Source organism: Lysobacter sp. F60174L2, assembly GCF_052547135.1.
Genome location: NZ_JBQWRA010000001.1, coordinates 741,306 through 758,490 on the forward strand (window position 1 = coordinate 741,306; position 17,185 = coordinate 758,490).

General features: G+C 68.6%; 17 protein-coding genes and 1 pseudogene. 3 read left to right on the forward strand and 15 right to left on the reverse strand.

Going from position 1 to position 17,185, the window contains the following annotated elements:
- Positions 1–21: 21 nt before the first annotated feature.
- Positions 22–294 carry a hypothetical protein gene (locus ACT9AS_RS03315; protein ID WP_445098686.1) on the reverse strand — a complete coding sequence of 91 codons (273 nt, stop codon included), beginning with the start codon at positions 292–294 and terminating at the stop codon, positions 22–24.
- Positions 263–580 (reverse strand): annotated as a pseudogene (locus ACT9AS_RS03320) (class I SAM-dependent methyltransferase); the annotation flags it as partial. The gene ACT9AS_RS03315 and the pseudogene ACT9AS_RS03320, both read right to left, overlap by 32 nt.
- A 29-nt stretch (positions 581–609) precedes the next feature.
- On the opposite strand from ACT9AS_RS03320, the gene ACT9AS_RS03325 reads away from it, so the two are divergent.
- On the forward strand, positions 610–870 hold the full coding sequence (locus ACT9AS_RS03325) for a hypothetical protein (protein ID WP_445098687.1): 261 nt from the start codon (positions 610–612) through the stop codon (positions 868–870).
- A 67-nt stretch (positions 871–937) separates the two neighbouring features.
- On the opposite strand, the gene ACT9AS_RS03330 is transcribed toward ACT9AS_RS03325, so the two are convergent.
- Positions 938–2,566 (reverse strand): 4Fe-4S dicluster domain-containing protein, encoded by a 1,629-nt coding sequence (locus ACT9AS_RS03330; RefSeq protein WP_445098688.1) that lies wholly within the window; start codon positions 2,564–2,566, stop codon positions 938–940.
- Between the two features lie 146 nt (positions 2,567–2,712).
- On the opposite strand from ACT9AS_RS03330, the gene ACT9AS_RS03335 reads away from it, so the two are divergent.
- A complete protein-coding gene (locus tag ACT9AS_RS03335) occupies positions 2,713–3,294 on the forward strand; it encodes an alpha-ketoglutarate-dependent dioxygenase AlkB (RefSeq protein ID WP_445098689.1) in 582 nt (193 codons plus the stop codon).
- An 85-nt stretch (positions 3,295–3,379) separates the two neighbouring features.
- Here ACT9AS_RS03335 and ACT9AS_RS03340 read toward each other — a convergent pair whose 3' ends face one another.
- From ACT9AS_RS03340 to ACT9AS_RS03355, 4 genes are read right to left on the reverse strand one after another with little or no spacing between them, the layout of a single operon-like run.
- The gene (locus ACT9AS_RS03340) at positions 3,380–4,066 is read right to left on the reverse strand and encodes an ABC-type transport auxiliary lipoprotein family protein (protein WP_445098690.1); all 687 of its coding nucleotides are present in this window, start codon (positions 4,064–4,066) and stop codon (positions 3,380–3,382) included.
- Complete coding sequence (locus ACT9AS_RS03345) at positions 4,063–4,989, reverse strand: MlaD family protein (RefSeq protein ID WP_445098691.1); 927 nt, start codon at positions 4,987–4,989, stop codon at positions 4,063–4,065. The genes ACT9AS_RS03340 and ACT9AS_RS03345 overlap by 4 nt, the downstream gene beginning before the upstream one ends.
- Positions 4,989–5,813, reverse strand: a complete 825-nt coding sequence (locus ACT9AS_RS03350) for an ATP-binding cassette domain-containing protein (protein ID WP_445098692.1) — start codon at positions 5,811–5,813, stop codon at positions 4,989–4,991. Before ACT9AS_RS03350 ends, ACT9AS_RS03345 begins: the two co-directional genes overlap by 1 nt.
- On the reverse strand, positions 5,813–6,931 hold the full coding sequence (locus ACT9AS_RS03355; RefSeq protein WP_445098693.1) for an MlaE family lipid ABC transporter permease subunit: 1,119 nt from the start codon (positions 6,929–6,931) through the stop codon (positions 5,813–5,815). The genes ACT9AS_RS03350 and ACT9AS_RS03355 overlap by 1 nt, the downstream gene beginning before the upstream one ends.
- A gap of 91 nt (positions 6,932–7,022) precedes the next feature.
- Between ACT9AS_RS03355 and ACT9AS_RS03360 the strand changes: the two genes are divergently transcribed.
- On the forward strand, positions 7,023–8,279 hold the full coding sequence (locus ACT9AS_RS03360; protein ID WP_445099023.1) for a threonine/serine exporter family protein: 1,257 nt from the start codon (positions 7,023–7,025) through the stop codon (positions 8,277–8,279).
- 97 nt (positions 8,280–8,376) lie between these two features.
- Here the strand turns inward: ACT9AS_RS03360 and ACT9AS_RS03365 are convergent, their stop codons facing one another.
- The 8 genes from ACT9AS_RS03365 to ACT9AS_RS03400 form a co-directional block, all read right to left on the reverse strand.
- Positions 8,377–8,742 carry an H-NS family nucleoid-associated regulatory protein gene (locus ACT9AS_RS03365; RefSeq protein ID WP_445098694.1) on the reverse strand — a complete coding sequence of 122 codons (366 nt, stop codon included), beginning with the start codon at positions 8,740–8,742 and terminating at the stop codon, positions 8,377–8,379.
- A 146-nt stretch (positions 8,743–8,888) separates the two neighbouring features.
- On the reverse strand, positions 8,889–10,586 hold the full coding sequence (locus tag ACT9AS_RS03370; protein WP_445098695.1) for a proline--tRNA ligase: 1,698 nt from the start codon (positions 10,584–10,586) through the stop codon (positions 8,889–8,891).
- Positions 10,587–10,641: 55 nt separating this feature from the next.
- Positions 10,642–11,886: a c-type cytochrome gene (locus ACT9AS_RS03375; RefSeq protein WP_445098696.1), complete on the reverse strand. Its 1,245-nt coding sequence runs from the start codon at positions 11,884–11,886 to the stop codon at positions 10,642–10,644.
- Positions 11,879–12,580 (reverse strand): cytochrome c oxidase assembly protein, encoded by a 702-nt coding sequence (locus ACT9AS_RS03380; protein ID WP_445098697.1) that lies wholly within the window; start codon positions 12,578–12,580, stop codon positions 11,879–11,881. Before ACT9AS_RS03380 ends, ACT9AS_RS03375 begins: the two co-directional genes overlap by 8 nt.
- Positions 12,577–13,020 carry a hypothetical protein gene (locus ACT9AS_RS03385; protein ID WP_445098698.1) on the reverse strand — a complete coding sequence of 148 codons (444 nt, stop codon included), beginning with the start codon at positions 13,018–13,020 and terminating at the stop codon, positions 12,577–12,579. Before ACT9AS_RS03385 ends, ACT9AS_RS03380 begins: the two co-directional genes overlap by 4 nt.
- Before the next feature lie 8 nt (positions 13,021–13,028).
- Positions 13,029–15,530 carry a cytochrome c oxidase subunit I gene (gene ctaD / locus ACT9AS_RS03390; protein WP_445098699.1) on the reverse strand — a complete coding sequence of 834 codons (2,502 nt, stop codon included), beginning with the start codon at positions 15,528–15,530 and terminating at the stop codon, positions 13,029–13,031.
- Positions 15,527–16,540: a cytochrome c oxidase subunit II gene (coxB, locus tag ACT9AS_RS03395; protein WP_445098700.1), complete on the reverse strand. Its 1,014-nt coding sequence runs from the start codon at positions 16,538–16,540 to the stop codon at positions 15,527–15,529. The genes ctaD and coxB overlap by 4 nt, the downstream gene beginning before the upstream one ends.
- A gap of 117 nt (positions 16,541–16,657) precedes the next feature.
- On the reverse strand, positions 16,658–17,098 hold the full coding sequence (locus ACT9AS_RS03400) for a DUF4124 domain-containing protein (RefSeq protein ID WP_445098701.1): 441 nt from the start codon (positions 17,096–17,098) through the stop codon (positions 16,658–16,660).
- Positions 17,099–17,185 lie beyond the last annotated feature (87 nt).

The following is a 17,185-nucleotide window of genomic DNA, read 5'->3' on the forward strand; positions in this document are numbered from 1 at the left end:
TTCGTGAGAATGGCCGACGGATTACAACCGGTGGGCGGCCACTATGCAGCTGGAACCCCATCCAAGTGACTCTCCGTCGGCAATGACTTTCGCCTCGCTTTCAAGCAGCCTGGAAATCGCGCGCACTACCACGCCGTTATCGGAGCCGTGCTCGGCCTCCGCCGACAGGAGATTTTTGTTGCGCCCTATGCCCAATCGATAGGGTAGGGCGCGAAACAGGAATTGCGGGGCGATCAGCGGGCGAAAAAAGTGGCTCAGATAGTCAATTTCGAAGAACCCATCGAGCAACGCCATCAATGAGCGGGTTGTGTGTCGGCGGAAATGACCGGCATGGACGTCGGCCTGGGACCACAGCCATTGATGGCCACAGCCATTGATGGCAAGGCACTGTGAGATAGAGTCGCCCGCCGGGTGCGAGCAATGGGGCGATCGACGCCAGAAAATTCCGATCGTCGTCGATGTGCTCTATCACGTCGAACATGCCGATCGCCCCGAAGCTGCCTGGCTGGAATCCGGCGTCCTCGACCGTGGCGCATGCCACGTGCTCCAGTCCCCGGTTGACCCGGGCATTGTGCGCACCGGTGGGCCGGGTTCGAGCAGCACAACGTCGTGCCCCTCGTTGCTCAGTCGCTGCGCGACGTAACCGTTGCCGCCCCCGATATCAAGCATGGCGCCTCGGAACGGCTGATTAGCAACCATGTTGGCGATGCAGTTGTTGCGATGCCGGAACCAGAACGAGGCATCCTCGACCTGGAAACAGCCGGCATGCCCTTCGGCTGCGTAGGACACAGGGCTGGAACCTGGCCCAACGTAGACTCCTTCGTCATTGCGAATGAGCTGTTGAGTAAAGTCCTCGATCCGCATATGTGACGCCTGTCCAAATTGGGCCCTGTATAGCAAAGACCTGCGGTTTCGCCATGGCGGGGTCGGCTGCGGACTAAAGATTCTGGTAATTCGGCCCCGACCCACCCTCCGGCGTCACCCAGTTGATGATCTCGTACGGGTCCTTGATGTCGCAGGTCTTGCAGTGCACGCAGTTGGCGGCGTTGATCTGCAGGCGCCGACCGGCGGCTTCGTCCTCGACGATCTCGTAGACCCCGGCCGGGCAGAAGCGGGTGCAGGGGTTGTCGTATTCGACGGTGCAGCGGTCGATGCAGATGCTGGTGTCGGCGACCTGCAGGTGCACCGGCTGGTCTTCGTCGTGCTGGGTGGCGGCGAAGTAGACGCCGGCGAGGCGGTCGCGCGGGGCGAGGGTGCGGTCGACGTAGTCGCGCCTGGGTTCCTCGAACTCGCCGACCTTGTGCAGCGACGACCAGTCGGCCTTGTTCTTCAGCGTCCACGGCGAGCGGCCACCGGTGACGGTTTCCCAGGCGGCGTTGAGCATCCCCCACCACAGTCCGCGCTTGAAGCCGGGCTTGATGTTGCGGACCTGCTTCAATTCGACCATCGCGGCCGAATCGCGCAGCGCGGCATCGAAGCCTTCCGGCGCCAATGCATTGGCGGCCAGGTGCTCGGCGGCGAGCATGCCGGAGCGGATCGCCTGGTGGGTGCCCTTGACCTTCGGCACGTTGAGCAGGCCGGCGGTGTCGCCGATCAGCAGTGCGCCGGGCATCTCGACCTTCGGCAGTGACTGGTAGCCGCCGGTCACGATCGCGCGGGCGCCGGCGGAGATGATCTCGCCGCCTTCCAGCAACGGCTTGACCATCGGATGGTGCTTGAACTGCTGGAACGCTTCCCACGGCTTGTACTGCGGATCGCTGTAGTCCAGCCCGCTGACGTAACCGATCGCGATCCGGCCCTTGTCGAGGTGGTAGATGAAGCTGCCGCCGTAGGTCGAGGTGTCGGCGGGCCAGCCGAAGCTGTGGACGATCTTGCCGGGTGTTACGCGCTCCTCGGGAACCTGCCACAGCTCTTTGATGCCGATCGAGTAGCCTTGCGGGTCGCTGCCGGCATCGAGCTGGAAGCGTTTGACCAGCCGCTTGGTCAGGTGGCCGCGGGCGCCCTCCGCCAATACGGTGACCTTCGCGCGGATGTCGATGCCCTGGGTGTAGCCGGGCTTGTGCGAGCCGTCCTTCGCCACCCCCATGTCGCCGATACGGACGCCGATGACCTTGCCGGCCTCGTCATGCAGGGTCTCGTCGGCGGCGAAGCCGGGGTAGATCTCGACCCCCAGCGCCTCGGCCTGCGGCGCCAGCCACGCGCACATCGCGCCGAGGCTGACGATCACGTTGCCCTTGTTGTGCATGCCCGGCGGCACCGGCAGCTTGCGCCCGCCGTCCTTGTTCAGCAGCCAGAACTCGTCTTCGGTCGCCGCCACGCAGATCGGCGGCGGGTTGTCGCGCCAGTCCGGCAGCAGGGCGTCGAGCGGGCCGGTCTCGATCACCGCGCCGGACAGGATGTGGGCGCCGATGGTCGAGGATTTCTCGATCACGCAGACCGTGGTTTCGGCATTGAGCTGCTTGAGCCGGATGGCGGCCGACAGCCCGGCCGGGCCGGCGCCGACGATGACGACGTCGTACTCCATCACGTCGCGTTCGGCTTCGGGGGCGGTGGTCGGGTCGGTCATGGCGGGCTCCTGCTTGCTAGGCCTGAATTGTCGCGGGTTTGGGACGCGTCGCCAAATGCGGTGGCTCGGGGCCGCCCGGCCGGCGACGGTCGCCGGTGCGACCATGACAAACTCGACGTGCAGCTTCCGTCCCGGTCATCCCCCCGATGCAATCACTGGCACTGCCACAGGCCGAACTGGCGCTCGACCCCCACTGGCTGGCGGCGGACGAGGCCGACCGGTTGTTCGCCTGCCTGCGTGGCGACGTCGCGTGGGAGGTGCATCGCATCCGCCTGTTCGGCCGCGAGGTCGACAGCCCGCGCCTGAGTTGCTGGATTGGCGACCCGGACGTGGCTTATCGCTACTCGGGCACGCGGTTCGAACCGCATCCGTGGCCGCCGGCGCTGCGCCCGGTCCGCGACCGGTTGACCGGTGAGCTGGGCACGGACTTCAACAGCGTGCTTGCCAACCTGTACCGCGACGGCCGCGACGCGATGGGGTGGCACAGCGACGACGAACCGGAGCTGGGGCCGGCGCCGGTGATCGCCTCGATCAGCCTCGGGGCGACCCGGCGGTTCGTGTTGAAGCACCGGCGCGAGCCGGAGCGCAAACTGGCGCTGCAACTCGGCCACGGCGGCCTGCTGGTGATGTCGGGCGAGACCCAGCGCAACTACCGGCATGCCTTGCCGAGGACGGCCAGGCCGGTCGGTGAACGGATCAACCTGACATTCCGGGGGGTTTTTTTGTAGGAGCGACGTAAGTCGCGATTGGAGGATCGGTCGCCAAGCGGGTTCCCGATCGCGACTTACGTCGCTCCTACAGGGGCTTCGCGGGTCAATCGTGCGCGGTTTGCTCGTGCGCATCGCCGCTGGCCAGCACCCAGCCGGCCAGTTCGCCGGTCAGGGTCTCCAGGCTCTGTTCGAACGCAGCGACCACGTCGGGTACGGCGGTGCTGGCCGCGGCGGGTGCCTGCAGGAACGTGCGCGCGGCGATGACGGCCTGGTCGGGGACGTGCAGCAGCTTGGCGTTGACCTCGATCGTCGCGGTCGGGGTGCTGCCGCCGGTGACGTAGTCGGCCTCGAAACGGCGCAGGTCGAGCACCAGCTTGTAGTCGGCGCTGATGCCGGCACCCTGGCGCGCGACGGCCGGGATCCGGTTGGAATCCTCCAGCGCGCGCAGCAGGGCGTCCTCGACCATGCTGGTCGGCGTCTTGGCCCAGCTGGCGCCCTTGTAGACCTGCAACTCGTTCGGCGACGGCCGCACGGTGATGCGCAGGCTGTCGGTCATCGACCCCGCGGTCGCGCGCGACAGCGACATCTGCCAGTCCACCGTCGGCCATGCCGGATCGACCTGGACCCGCGGGTCGGGCGCATAGATGGTGCCGGGCTCGGGCCTGGGGCCGAGGATCGAGCAGCCGGCCACGAGCAGGAATACGGCGGCCGCGACGGCCACACGCAGCGGGCGTTGCGAGCGCGGGGCGCGGCCGGGGCGGGACGCGAGGGTCAAGGACTGGAGGCTCATTCGGGCTCGAACTCCTTCGGGGCGTCGCGGCCGAGCAGGTAGCCGGTCGGATTGTTGTCGAGGCGGTCGCTGATCCGGCGCAGGTCGCGCACCAGTGCGCGCAGCTCGCCGAGGGTCGGGCCGAGCTGGGCGAGGCCGTCGTTGGCGAAGCTGCCGATCGCGGCGCGGTTGTCGTTGATGATGCCGCTGGCGCCGGCCGCGGCCGAGTCCAGGTCGGTCAGGGTGCTGTCGAGCTTGGCGACCAGGCCCGGCAGCTTCTGCACCAGCTCGCGGTCGAAGTCGGTCATCGCCCGGTTGGTGGTGGCCAGGGTCTGTTCCAGTTGTTCGCTGGATTCGCGCGCGTTGACGATCAGCGCGCGCAGGTCCTCGCGCTGGTCGGCGATCGAACCGGTCAGCGTCTCGATGTTTTCCAGCGTGCTGGCGACGCGTTCGACGTTCTCCTCGCTGAGCAGCTGGTCCATCCGCGCCACCAGCCGGTTGGCGGTGTCGGCGATGTTCTGCAGCGCCGAGGGCTCGGTCTGGATCAGCGGGATCTCGCGCTGGTCGACATCGGCCAGCCTCGGGCTGCCCGGGCTGCCACCGGTCAGCTGGATGATCGGCGAGCCGGTGATGCCGGTCATCGACATCTTGGCGCGGGTGTCGGTCTTGACCGGCGCCTTGGCCTGGATGCGCAGCAGCGCGCGGACCCGGCGTGGGTCGTCCGGGGCCAGGCTCAGGCGTTCCACCGTGCCGACCGAGATGCCGTTGTACTGCACGCTGCTGCCTTCGCTGAGCCCGGTGACCGGCTCGTTGAAGATCACCAGGTATTCCTGCCAGCTTTTCTCCGACGAGTACTTGGCCGCCCACAGCGCGAAAAGCAGCAGGAACAGCGAGATGATGATCGTGAACGCACCGATCAACACGTAATTGGCCTTGGTTTCCATCAGTCGGCTGCCTTCATGTCGCGGGCCCGGGTGTTGTCGTCGCGCGCGGTCTGCGCCGCCCGGGCGCGGGGGCCGTGGAAGTATTCCTGCACCCACGGGTGGTCCAGTTGCTCGACCTCGGCGATCGGCGCGCAGGCGATGACTTTTTTATCCGCCAGCACCGCGATCCGGTCACAGATAGCGTAAAGGGTGTCGAGGTCGTGTGTGATCAGGAACACGGTCAGGCCCAGCGCCTGTTGCAGCGTCCGGATCAGGTTGTCGAACGCGGCCGCGCCGATCGGGTCGAGCCCGGCGGTCGGTTCGTCGAGGAACAGCAGCGGCGGGTCCAGCGCCAGCGCCCGCGCCACGCCGGCGCGCTTGCGCATGCCGCCGGAGAGTTGCGACGGCAGCTTGTCGAGCGCGTCGGCCGGCAAGCCGGCGAGTTTGATCTTGAGCAGCGCCAGCTCGTAGCGCAGCGAGTCGGGCAGGTCGCGGTGGTATTCCTTCAGCGGCACCTGCACGTTCTCGCCGACGGTCAGCGACGAGAACAGCGCGCCGTCCTGGAACAGCACGCCGGTGCGGCGCTCGATCCGCCGGCGCACCTCGTCGTCCTCGCTGCGCGCATCGATGCCGAGCACTTCGATCTCGCCTTCGTCGGGGCGGCGCAGGCCGAGGATCGAACGCATCAGCACCGACTTGCCGCTGCCCGAGCCGCCGACCACGCCGATGATCTCGCCCGGCATCACGTCGAGGTCGACGCCATCGTGCACGACCTGCTCGCCGAAGCGGTTGACCAGCCCGCGCACGCGGATGATCGGTTGCGGAGTGTCGGTGGCGGCCGCCATCAGATGCCCACCTCCATGAACCAGATCGCCGCGAACGCATCCAGGATGATCACCAGCGAGATCGCCTGGACCACGCTGGAGGTGGTGCGCTCGCCGACCGACTGCGCCGTGCCCTTGACCTGCAGGCCTTCCAGGCAGCCGATCAGGGAAATCACCAGGGCGAACAGCGGCGCCTTGACCAGCCCAGCCCAGAAATGGCGCAGTTCGATGGTGTCCTGCATCCGCGCCAGGTACTGCTGCGGCGGGATGTCCAGGCTGTAGGCGCCGACGGTGAGGCCGCCGAGCAGGCCGAAGATGTCGGCGATGAAGGTCAGCAGCGGCAGCATCAGCAGCAGCGCCAGCACCCGCGGGATCACCAGCAGGTCGACCGGGTCGAGCCCGAGGGTGCGCATCGCGTCGACCTCCTCGCGGCTGACCATCGCACCGATCTGCGCGGTGAACGCGCTCGCGGTCCGGCCGGCAAGGATGATCGCGGTCAGCAGCACGCCGAACTCGCGCAGGAAGGCGATGCTGACCAGCTCGACCACGAAGATGGTCGCGCCGAAGTCGCGCAGCACGTTGGCGCCGAGGAACGCGACCACCGCGCCGACCAGGAAGCACAGCAGCGCGACCAGCGGCACCGCGTCCAGCCCGACCTGCTCCATGTGGAAGACGGTGGCGGTGGGGCGGAACCGCGACGGCTGGCGCACCAGCCGCAGCAGCTTGACCAGCACCTCGCCGAGGAAACCGACCAGCGCGAGGGTTTCCTTCCAGTTGTCGGTGACCGCGAAACCGAGCCGGGCCAGCGCCGCGTAGACACCGAACTCGCGCTTGCCGCGCGGACGCTCGTCGGAGACGTCGTGGATCGCCCCGACCAGTGCCCGGTGGTCCTCGCGGAAGCTGAAATCCTCGATCGTGAGCTTGCGCCGCTGGGCGAAGCGCTTCAGTTCCAGCACGCCCAGCGAGTCGAGCCGGTCGACGTCGCCGGCATCGATCGAGGTGATGCCATCGGGCACCTGCGCCAGGCACTTGCCCACTTCGGTCGCGTGTTCCAGCGTCCACTGGCCGGCCAGCCGCAGGCGCGCGGGGTCGCGGTCGTCGGTCTGGATCCGTGGCGGTGGCGCGGCGGGTGCGGTCATGGGTTCTCGTCGTCGCAGGATACAGACTGCATCCGTGCATGGCATTGCATCGACTTTTGCATGCGATGCTACGCGGATGAACAGCCCGGCACTGACGATGTCCAGCCCGATCCCGTTGAGCAATGCCAGCTATGCCGACCGTATCCGCTTCATGGTCGAGCTGGCCGAACGGCTGCACCTGTACGGCACCACCGCGCAGCGGCTGGAGGCGGCGCTGCTGCTCGTCGCCGAGCGCCTGCGGCTGGAGTGCGAACCGTGGTCGAGCCCGACCGCGCTGATCCTGACCTTCAGCGACCCGCAGCACCTGCCCGGCGCCAGCGACACCACCCGCGTGATCCGCCTGCCGCCCGGTGACAACGACCTGTACAAGCTGGCCGAGACCGACCGCATCGCCGAGGCGCTGATCGCCGGCGAGATGGACCTGGCGACGGCGTTCGAGGCGATGGACGCGCTCGACAGGCCGACCCCCCGGACCGCGCAGGCGTTGCGGGTGCTCGGCTACGGGCTGGTCGCGGCCGCGGTCGGTGGGCTGCTGCGGCTGCCCTGGCTGGATATCGCGGTGGCGGCCTTCAACGGCCTGACGATCGGCGTGTTCATGCAACTGGCCGAAACCCGGCCGCGCACGCGCGAGGCGGTCGACGCACTGGTGGCGATGTTCGCCACGGCGGTGACGATCCTGGTCGCCAGTTTCGTCGCACCGTTGAACCAGAACACCGTGATCATCGCCTCGCTGATCGTGCTGCTGCCGGGCCTGTCACTGACCAATGCGATGAACGAGCTGGCCAGCGACCACCTGGTATCGGGAACGGCGCGTTTTGCCGGGGCGATCACCACGGTGATGAAACTCGCGGTGGGCGTGATCATTTCGCTGTACATTGCCAACCTCGCCGGGTTGCAGCCGGCGGTGCGCGCGCTGCGTCCGCAACCGGAATGGGTGGAGTGGGGCGCGCTGGTCGCGGCGTCGCTGGCGTTCGCGGTGCTGTTCCGCTGCGAGCGCCGCGATTATCCGGCGGTGATGCTGGCCGCGGCGTCGGGGTATCTGATTTCGCGGCTGGCCGGACTGGCCTGGGGCAGCGGCGCGGGAATTTTCCTCGCTGCGCTGGTCATGACCGCGTCCGGCAACGCCTACGCGCGCTGGCGCCAGCGGCCGGGCGCGATCGTGCGGGTGCCGGGGATCATCCTGCTGGTGCCCGGCAGCGCCAGCCTGCGCGGGCTGCTCGACCTGATCCAGCAGCAGGACGTCAATGCCGGCCAGGTCGCCGCGCTGGGCGTGGTCAATATCCTGCTGGCGCTGATCGCCGGTTTGCTGTTCGGAAACCTGCTGCTGCCGTCGCGGCGGAATCTGTAGGCGCGGCTTCGGGCGGCCTGCAACGACGCTCGATACCGCACCAACAAAAACGCCGGCATCGAGCCGGCGTTTCTGCTTGGGTCGTCGTCGTCCCGATTTACTTGATCAGGAACTCGTCCACGTTGCGGCCGTTGCCGGTATACGCGGCCAGCCAGCGCGGCTGCTTGCCCCGGCCGGTCCAGGTGTTGTCCGGGTTGGACGGGTCGCGATACTTCGGTGCGACCTTGCCGAGCGGCTTGCGGGCCTTCTTCGCGGCGCCGCGCGGCGCGCGGGCGGCGGGTGCGGCGCCACCAGTGCCGAACAGCTCGGCGATGGTGTAGCCCTCGTTCTTGGCCAGCTGGTTGATTTTCTTGCGCACCTGGGTAATCGGCTTGCGCTTGTTCAGCGTGGTCTTGCGCTTCTTCGCCTTGCTGATGAGCGATTCGAGCTCTTTCGCGGACAGCGTGTTGATGTCGATCGACATGGGGGGTCTCCGGGGTGGTGAGTGAAAACCCGGGTCGGAACCCGGCCTGCCGCCGGATGATAATCAAGCCGATGTTCGGAGTAAATGAAGAAATATGCACTTCCGGCCATTCGTAATGGCCGGTTCAGGCGGCCGGAAACTCCGGCTCAGGCGTGCAGCCGCGCCAGCAAGGCCGTGCGGTCGAGGTTTTCCGCGGCATCGGCCTGGCGCGCCCGGTATTCGAACGTCCCGGCCGCCAGCCCGCGCTCCGATACAACCACCCGATGCGGTATGCCGATCAACTCGATATCGGCAAACATCGCGCCCGGGCGCAGGCCGCGGTCATCCAGCACGGTGTCGATGCCGGCGTCGGAAAGTTCGCGATACAGCGCGTCGGCCGCCTCGACCACCGCGGGGTCCTTTTTCGGGTTGATCACGCACACCGCCACGCGCCAGGGCGCCATCGCCTCCGGCCAGACGATGCCGTTGGCGTCGTGGTTCTGCTCGATCGCGGCGGCGACGATCCGCGATACCCCGATGCCATAACAGCCCATGGTCGGCGTGGCGGCCTTGCCGCCATCGTCCAGCACGGTGCATCCCATTGCCTGTGCGTAGTTGCGGCCGAGCTGGAATATATGGCCGACCTCGATGCCGCGGGCGATGCCGAGATTGCCCTGGCCGTCGGGCGAGGGGTCGCCGGCCACCACGTTGCGGATATCGGCAACGATCGCGGGTTCGGGCAGGTCACGGCCCCAGTTCACCCCGGCCAGGTGGAAACCCGCTTCATTGGCGCCGGTCACGAAGTCGGCCATCGCCGCGACGCTGCGGTCGGCGATTACCCGGATATCGCGTCGTGCCCCGATCGGGCCGAGGAAACCGGGCTCGCTGCCGAGGTGGTCGAGGATCTCGGCCTCGGTCGCCATCCGGTATCCGTCCAGACCGTCGACCTTGGCCAGCTTGATTTCATTGACCGCATGGTCGCCACGCACCAGGGCAAGGGTGAAACCCTTCCGGTCGACGATCGCGATCGACTTGACCGTGCGCTCCAGCGGAATCCCGAGCAGGGCGGCGACGTCCTCGCAGGTTTTCTGGGTCGGGGTCTCGACCTTGTGCAGGGTTTCGCCGGCCGCGGCCCGTTCGCCGGGCGCCATCGCTTCGGCCAGTTCGGTATTGGCGGCGTAATCGGAGCCGTCGGAGAACGCGATCGCGTCCTCGCCGGAATCGGCCAGCACGTGGAATTCGTGCGAGGCGCTGCCGCCGATCGCGCCGGTATCGGCGAATACCGCGCGGAACCCCAGCCCAAGCCGGGTGAAAATACGGCTGTAGGCGTCGTACATGACGCGGTACTGGCGATCGAGGTCGGCGTCGTCGAGATGGAAGGAGTAGGCGTCCTTCATCAGGAACTCGCGCGCGCGCATGACGCCGAAACGCGGGCGGATCTCGTCGCGGAACTTGTTCTGCACCTGGTAGAAACACACCGGCAGCTGCTTGTAACTGGCCAGCTCGTTGCGCGCGAAGTCGGTGATGACCTCCTCGTGGGTGGGGCCGTAGCAATACCAGGCCTGCTTGCGGTCCTGCATCTTGAGCAGCTGGCCGCCGAACTTCTCCCAGCGGCCGGTTTCCTCCCACAGTTCCTTCGGCTGCACAGCCGGCATCAGCAGTTCGATCGCGCCGGCGGCGTCCATCTCCTCGCGCACCGTGCGCTCGACCTTGCGCAGCACGCGCAGGCCCAGCGGGGTCCAGGTGTAGAGGCCGGAGGCCAGCTTGCGGATCATCCCGGCCTTGAGCATCAGCTTGTGGCTGACGATTTCGGCATCGGCGGGGACTTCCTTGCTGGTGTGGAGATGGAATTGCGACAGGCGCATCGGTCTGGCTTCACGCGGAGGAGCGCGCATTCTGGCATGCGCCGTCCGGCGAAGCTCAGCGTTCCGGCGTTTTCGGGGCCGTCGGCCGGGAGGCGAAGAACGCCGAGAGGTCGCGGATGTCCCCGGGCTCCAGCGATCCGGCGACGGTGTGCATGATCGGGGCATAGGCGCTGCCGCCGCGGGTGCCGCTGTTGAACAGGGTGAGCTGCAGCCGCAGGTAGTCGGGGTGCTGGCCGGCGAGCAGCGGGTAATGCGGGTTGCGATCGGCCGTGCCGGGGCCGGTTCCGGTGTCGTGGCAGGCGACGCAGGCGGGTACGCGGCCGGCGGCGTCGCCACGGGTGGCGAGCCGCGCGCCGCGCTCGATGGCGGCGGCATCGGGGTGCGCGTCGACTGGCGCGGCCGGGCGGATGTCCAGGCCGGCGTAGTGGCGGGCCAGCGCGGCCATTGCGGCATCGTCCAGCGCCGCTGCCACCGGCTGCATGATCCCGCTGTGGCGGTCGCCGCGTGCATACGCCCGCAGGCTTTCGAGCAGGTAGGCCTCGCGCTGGCCGGCCAGTCGCGGCACCGCGCCGCCGCGGCCCTCGCCATCGACGCCATGGCACCGGGCGCAGTCGGCCAGGGTCGATGGCGCGGGGGTGGCCCGGGTCGACGGGATGGCGCCGGCCACGCGCGATCCATCGACGCCAGGGGTGGCCCCGCCGTAGGCCAGCTGCCGGAACCGCGCAGGCGTCATTCCAGGTAGCCGCCGCAGGAACGCGACCATCGCCCGGACCTCGTCGTCGCGCTGCTGTGTCGGCCAGGCCGGCATCGCGGTGTACTTGATGCCGTGCCTGACGATCCAGAACAGCTCGCGGTCGTTCCATTCGGCGATCTTCGGCGGCAGGTACGGCGGCTGCGGCACGCTGTGCAGCATCACTTCGGCGCGTGGATGGCCGGGCGCGCCGTGGCAGGCAAGACACCCCCCGGCGTAGTGGCCGGCGCCCTTGAGCACCATCGCCTCCGTATCCAGCAACTGGTCTTCGGCGGGCGGCGGCTTCACCGCCAACGCGTGGGTCCGCACCGAGCGGCGCATCGCGAAATGCAGCAGCACGCGGGTGATCGGCCAATGACCCTGGCTCGCGGCCACCGGGACCAGCCCGGCCGAGACGAACAGCAGCGCCCCCAGTCCGAATACCGCGGCCGCCAGCAGCAGCCGGCCCAGCGCCAGCTTCCACGAGCCCCCGGCGAGGCATGACCACAGCCAGCGCGGCAGTTTCGCGATCGCGCCGGACCATCCGCCAGTGCGCTGCCGGTCAGCCATCGGCCACCGTCGCGTGCCGCTCGCGCAGCAACCCGGCCAACAGCACGAGTGCGCCGGCCATGTAGGCGACGCCGCCGAACAGCAGCATCAGCACGCCGCCAAGATGCTGGTCCTGCAGCGCGGTCAGGCCGGACCCGACCGTGGCGCCGTGGCCGTACAGCGGCCGCGTCGCCAGCGCCAGCAGCACGCCGAGCAGGGTCATGTGCATCGAGGTCAGCAGCAGCCCGAAGATGCCGGTTGCGGCGCGCAGGTGCCGTTGCGCCGCGCTGCCGCCGAACGCGGCCAGCCACACCAGCAGCCCGACCGCGAGAAAGCTGCCCTGCTCGAGCACCAGCAATCCCGTCGAATGGCGCGCGGCGTGGTGCAGCGCCGGCGCATGCCAGGCCCAGACAATGACGAACTCGATGACCGAGGCGACCACCGGCGACAGCAGCACCGCCGGCACCAGCAGCCCCATCGAACCGCCGCGGCCCGGCGATGCGCGCGTCGCCAGCCAGCGCACCGGATCGAGACGACCACCGGCCACGCCGGCCGCGAGCAGCGGCGCGGCGATCGCGACCACCGACATGTGCATCGCCATATGCGCGGCGAACGAGTGACGCGACCACTCCGGCAGCGGCCCGATCCACACCCCGGCCAGCACCGCCAGCCCGCAGGCCAGCGGCCATGTCCCGTGGCGGCCGGTGAAGCTCATCGGCATGTCCCGATCAGGCCGATCGCGAGCGCGGAATAGACCACCGCGACGAAGCCCAGCCCGCACAGCAGCAACGTCGCGAAGCCGAGGAAGCGGTGGCGGTCTCCGGCGCTGGCGGCATCGTGCGGCAACTCCGCGTCACCCCACTGGTGCTGGCGCCAACTGCGCCATCCCACTACGACGATCACCGCCAGCGCGGCCACCGTGTACACGACCAGCGCGACCCGCGCCGTGCCCAGCGGAGCCGCCACCGTCGCCGCCCTGGCGCACCAGATCGCCGCGGTGACGTACGACAGCAGGAAGTGCACCGCCCAGGTCGCCGGCCCGGCGGTCAGCAGCCACAGGCTGGCGCGGCTTTCCGGCAACACCGTGTCCTCGACCGAGCGCCGCGGCGGCGCCGGGTTCGGTGGGCGTGCATGTTGTCCGGGGCGCGTCGTCATCGTCGACCTCAGGTCGCCAGCGGGAAACCGGCGATCGTCGCCACCGTCACCAGCACGGTGATCGCGACGAAGTGCCAGTACAGGGTGACGTTGTGGATGTCGATGTCGTGTTCGGCGGTCATCCGGCCGGCTGCGCGGCGGGCGATACAGTACAGCTGCATGACCACGCCGGCCGCGATATGCACCGTGGTCCAGCCGACCAGCAGCCACACCGTGGCCTGGTACGCGTGCGCGGTCGGGTCCATGCCGGTCAGCCACGGCCCGGCCAGCAGCGCCGCGCCCGCCGCGAGCGCCAACACGACCGCGCCCGCGGCGGCGAGGTGGAAGCCGACACCCGAAACGCGGCGGTTGAGTCCGCGCGCCAGCACCGTCGCGACCCATGCGGCAATCGCCAGTACCAGCGCCAATACCGGCCACAGCAGCCCCGGCCCGGCACTCGGATCCGCCGGGAAGTCCTCGTGCACGGTCCAGAAGAAGAAGTAACCGAACACGAGGCTGGCGAACGCGGTCATGTCGCCGATCATGGTGATGAACATCGCCCACCAGCCGACCGACGCCTGGCCCGACGCATACAGCGGCAGGCGCAGATCGAGGCCGACGTCCTTGGCCGGCTTCTCTGGCACCTCCGCGGTGCCGGTCCACAGCCACACCAGGATCGTGACCAGGGCCAGCACTGCGCTGATGCCGGCCGCGACGTATTGGCTGAACACCGGGAAGATGAAGGCGCCGCCAGTGAACACCGCCGCCCAGAACGTCACGAAGGTCGGGCCCGGTACGCGCAGGCATTGCTCCGGCATTGCGTCGACCGGCGAGGTGATCAGCGTTTCACGCCGGCCCTCCGGTGCGTCGGCGAGGTAGAAGCGCCCTTCGTCGACATCGCGCATCAGCCCGGGCTGGTCCCACAGCGGGTAGCGGCTGTGCACCACCGGGATCGAGCGCAGCCCCCACGGTCGCGACGGCATGTGCGACAGCCATTCAAGTGTTCCCGCGCGCCACGGGTCACGGTTGGAGTGGGCGCCGCGGAACGCGGTCCGCAACGCGTCGAAAAGCAGCACCGCGAACCCCGCGGCCAGCACGAACGCACCCACCGTCGAGATCATGTTGAGCAGGTCGAAGCCCTGCCCGCCGCGATAGGTGAACACCCGCCGCGGCATCCCGCCCAGGCCGCTGACATGCATCGGCAGGAACGCGACGTTGAAGCCCGCGAACATCAGCCAGAACGCCACCCGGCCGAGCCGTTCCGACAGCTGCTTGCCGACCACCAGCGGGTAGAAGTAGTAGGTGCCGGCGACCACCGGGAACACCATCCCGCCGATCAGCACGTAATGCAGGTGGGCGACGATGAAGTAGGTGTCGTGGGCCTGGAAGTCGAACGGCGCCAGCGCGATCATCACCCCGGTCAGCCCGCCGAGGACGAAGATCACCAGCGCGCCGAGCACGAACAGCATCGGCACCGAACGCACCACGCGGCCGGCCAGCACCGTCGCCAGCAGCGCGAAGATCTGCACCCCGGTCGGCAGCGCGACCGCCTGCGACGCCGCCGAGAAGAACGCCAGCGAGATGTTCGGCAGCCCGGTGGTGAACATGTGGTGGACCCAAAGCCCGAAACTCAGGAAGCCGGTGCCGACCGCGGCCAGCACGATCCAGCTGTAGCCGACGATCGGACGTCGCGCGAAGGTCGGCACGATCATCGCGACCAGCGCGATCGCCGGCAGGAAGATGATGTAGACCTCCGGGTGGCCGAAGATCCAGAACAGGTGCTGCCACAGCAACGGGTCGCCGCCGCGCGCGGGGTCGAAGAACGGCCAGTCGAGCAAGCGCTGCGCCTCGAACATCAGGTCGCCGGCGATCAGCGGCGGGAACGCGAACAGGATCATCGCGCCGACCACCAGGATGTACCAGGCGTAGAGCGGCATCAGGTTGATCCGCATGCCCGGCGGCCGGGTCTTGAGTACGCCGACGATCAGTTCGACCGCGGCCGCTATGGACGCGATCTCGATGAAGCTCAAGCCGAGCAGCCAGATGTCGGCGCCGAGGCCGTCCTGGTACTCGGTGGTCAGCGGCGGATACATGAACCAGCCGCCCTGCGGCGCGGCGTCGAAGAAGATCGAGCCGCACACGAACACGCCGCCGATCAGGAAGCACCAGAAGCCGAAGGCGGACAGCCGCGGGAACGGCAGGTCGCGCGCACCCAGCAGCGACGGCAGCACCAGGATCGAGAACGCCTCGAAGATCGGCACCGCGAACAGGAACATCATCACCGAGCCGTGCAGCGAGAACATCTGGTTGTAGGTGGTGGCGCTGACGAAGTCGTTGTCGGGCAGCGCCAGTTGCACCCGCATCAGCAGCGCCAGCACCCCGGCGAACAGGAAGAAGGTGATGGCGGTGGCCGTGTACCACGCGCCGACCTGGCTGTTGTTGACCGACGACCAGTAGCGCCAGCCGGTCGGGGTCTTCCATGTCGCCCGCAGCCGTTCGGCCTGGTCGTTGTTGTCGTCGACGGCGTTCATTGCAGTCCTTCCAGATAGACCGCCATGGACTGCACGTCCGCCCCGGGCAGCATGCCGAACGGCGGCATCAGCGCCTCGGGCTTGATCGCGTGGGTATCGGTGATCCAGCGCCGGAACGCCTCGGCATCATTCGGCAGGGTGCCTGCGGCCAGGCTCAGGCGGCTGCCGACGTGGGTCAGGTCCGGTCCGGCCACGCCGGTCGCCGCGGTGCCGCGGACGGCGTGGCAGGCGCTGCAGCCGTTGCTGTGGAACGCTTGCTCGCCCTGGCGCGCCAGCGCGGAGGCCGGAGTGGGGGCCGGTCGGGCCTGCTGCCGCAGCCAGGCGTCGAATGCTTCGGGTTCCATCACCACCACGGGCAACTGCATGAACGCATGCGAGGTGCCGCAGTACTCCGCGCAGGCCCCTCGGAACACGCCGGTCCGCGTCGGCTGCAGTACCAGCGTGGTGGTCCGGCCGGGGATCATGTCGACCTTGCCGCCAAGCGACGGGATCCAGAACGAGTGGATCACGTCCGGGCTGGTCAGTACGAACTCCACCCGCTTGCCGACCGGCAACCGGATCTCGTTGGCGAGGACGATGCCATTGGTGCCGGTGTCCGCCTCCGCCCCGGGCAGGTAGCGCACCCGCCACCACCACTGTTCGCCCGACACCGCGATGCGCAGCCCGTCGTGCGCCACCGGCCGGCGCAGCTGCGGCATCAAAACCAGCCCGTAGACCAGCAGTGCGCCGAGCACGACCGTCGGTATCGCGACCCCGCCCCCGAAGATCAGCCAGCGGCTGGTGGCGCGGCCATGTGGCCGTGGGCGCAGTAGCCCGGCGTACAGGGCGATGCCGACCACGGCGGCCCACACCACGAGGGCGCCGATCGCCATGATCCAGAACAGTTGAGCGATCGTCGCCGCCTCGACCCCGGCCGGATGAAGACTGGACTGCGCGCCACTGCAACTGCACCCCGCGAGTGCGGCGGCGCACAGGGCCAAGCGGGCCGGAACGGCATAGGTGGATCCCAAGGAGCACTCCCGGTCACGTCGCGTGGAACGCAGCGCGGCAGGGCGCTACGTCAGACGCGCGAACAACGAGACTGGCGGCTTGGCTCTAAAAGATTCGTGAAGGCGCGAACGCCGGGCTCAGTTGGCCCCGGTCGGCTCGGCGGGTGCGCTGCAATGCACCTTGATCGCGGCCTCGGCGAACTGGGTCTGGGCCGCGCGCTCCTCGGCGCTGAACTCGGTGTCGGGCTTGCCGTCCTTGTCGGCATCGGTGCCGACCGGACCTTCGCCCTGCAACAGCTCCAGGTTGGCGCGCGCGGTGGTACATTGCGCGTTTTCGGCCGGTGCCTCGGTGGTGTCGGCCTTGATCGACGCGGTGCCGCTGTTGCGGATGGTGCGGTTCTGGTAGTCGGCGCCGGCCGGCGGCGGCGCGTCGGAATAATGGGTGACGCCATTGGCGTCCTTCCACTGGTACAGCTCGCCGGCCGATGCGACCGACAGGGTCGCCACGGCGAGGCCCAGGCCCACGGCACCCAGCCACGGCAACCGTCGGGTGACGGACGAAGGATTCGGACTGGACATGTGGACTCCCCGGTGACGCATGGCGTTGAAAAGTGACCCCTGATGCGCGATTGCAGCATCCCGCCGCCCCGCGGGCAAGCGCTAAAC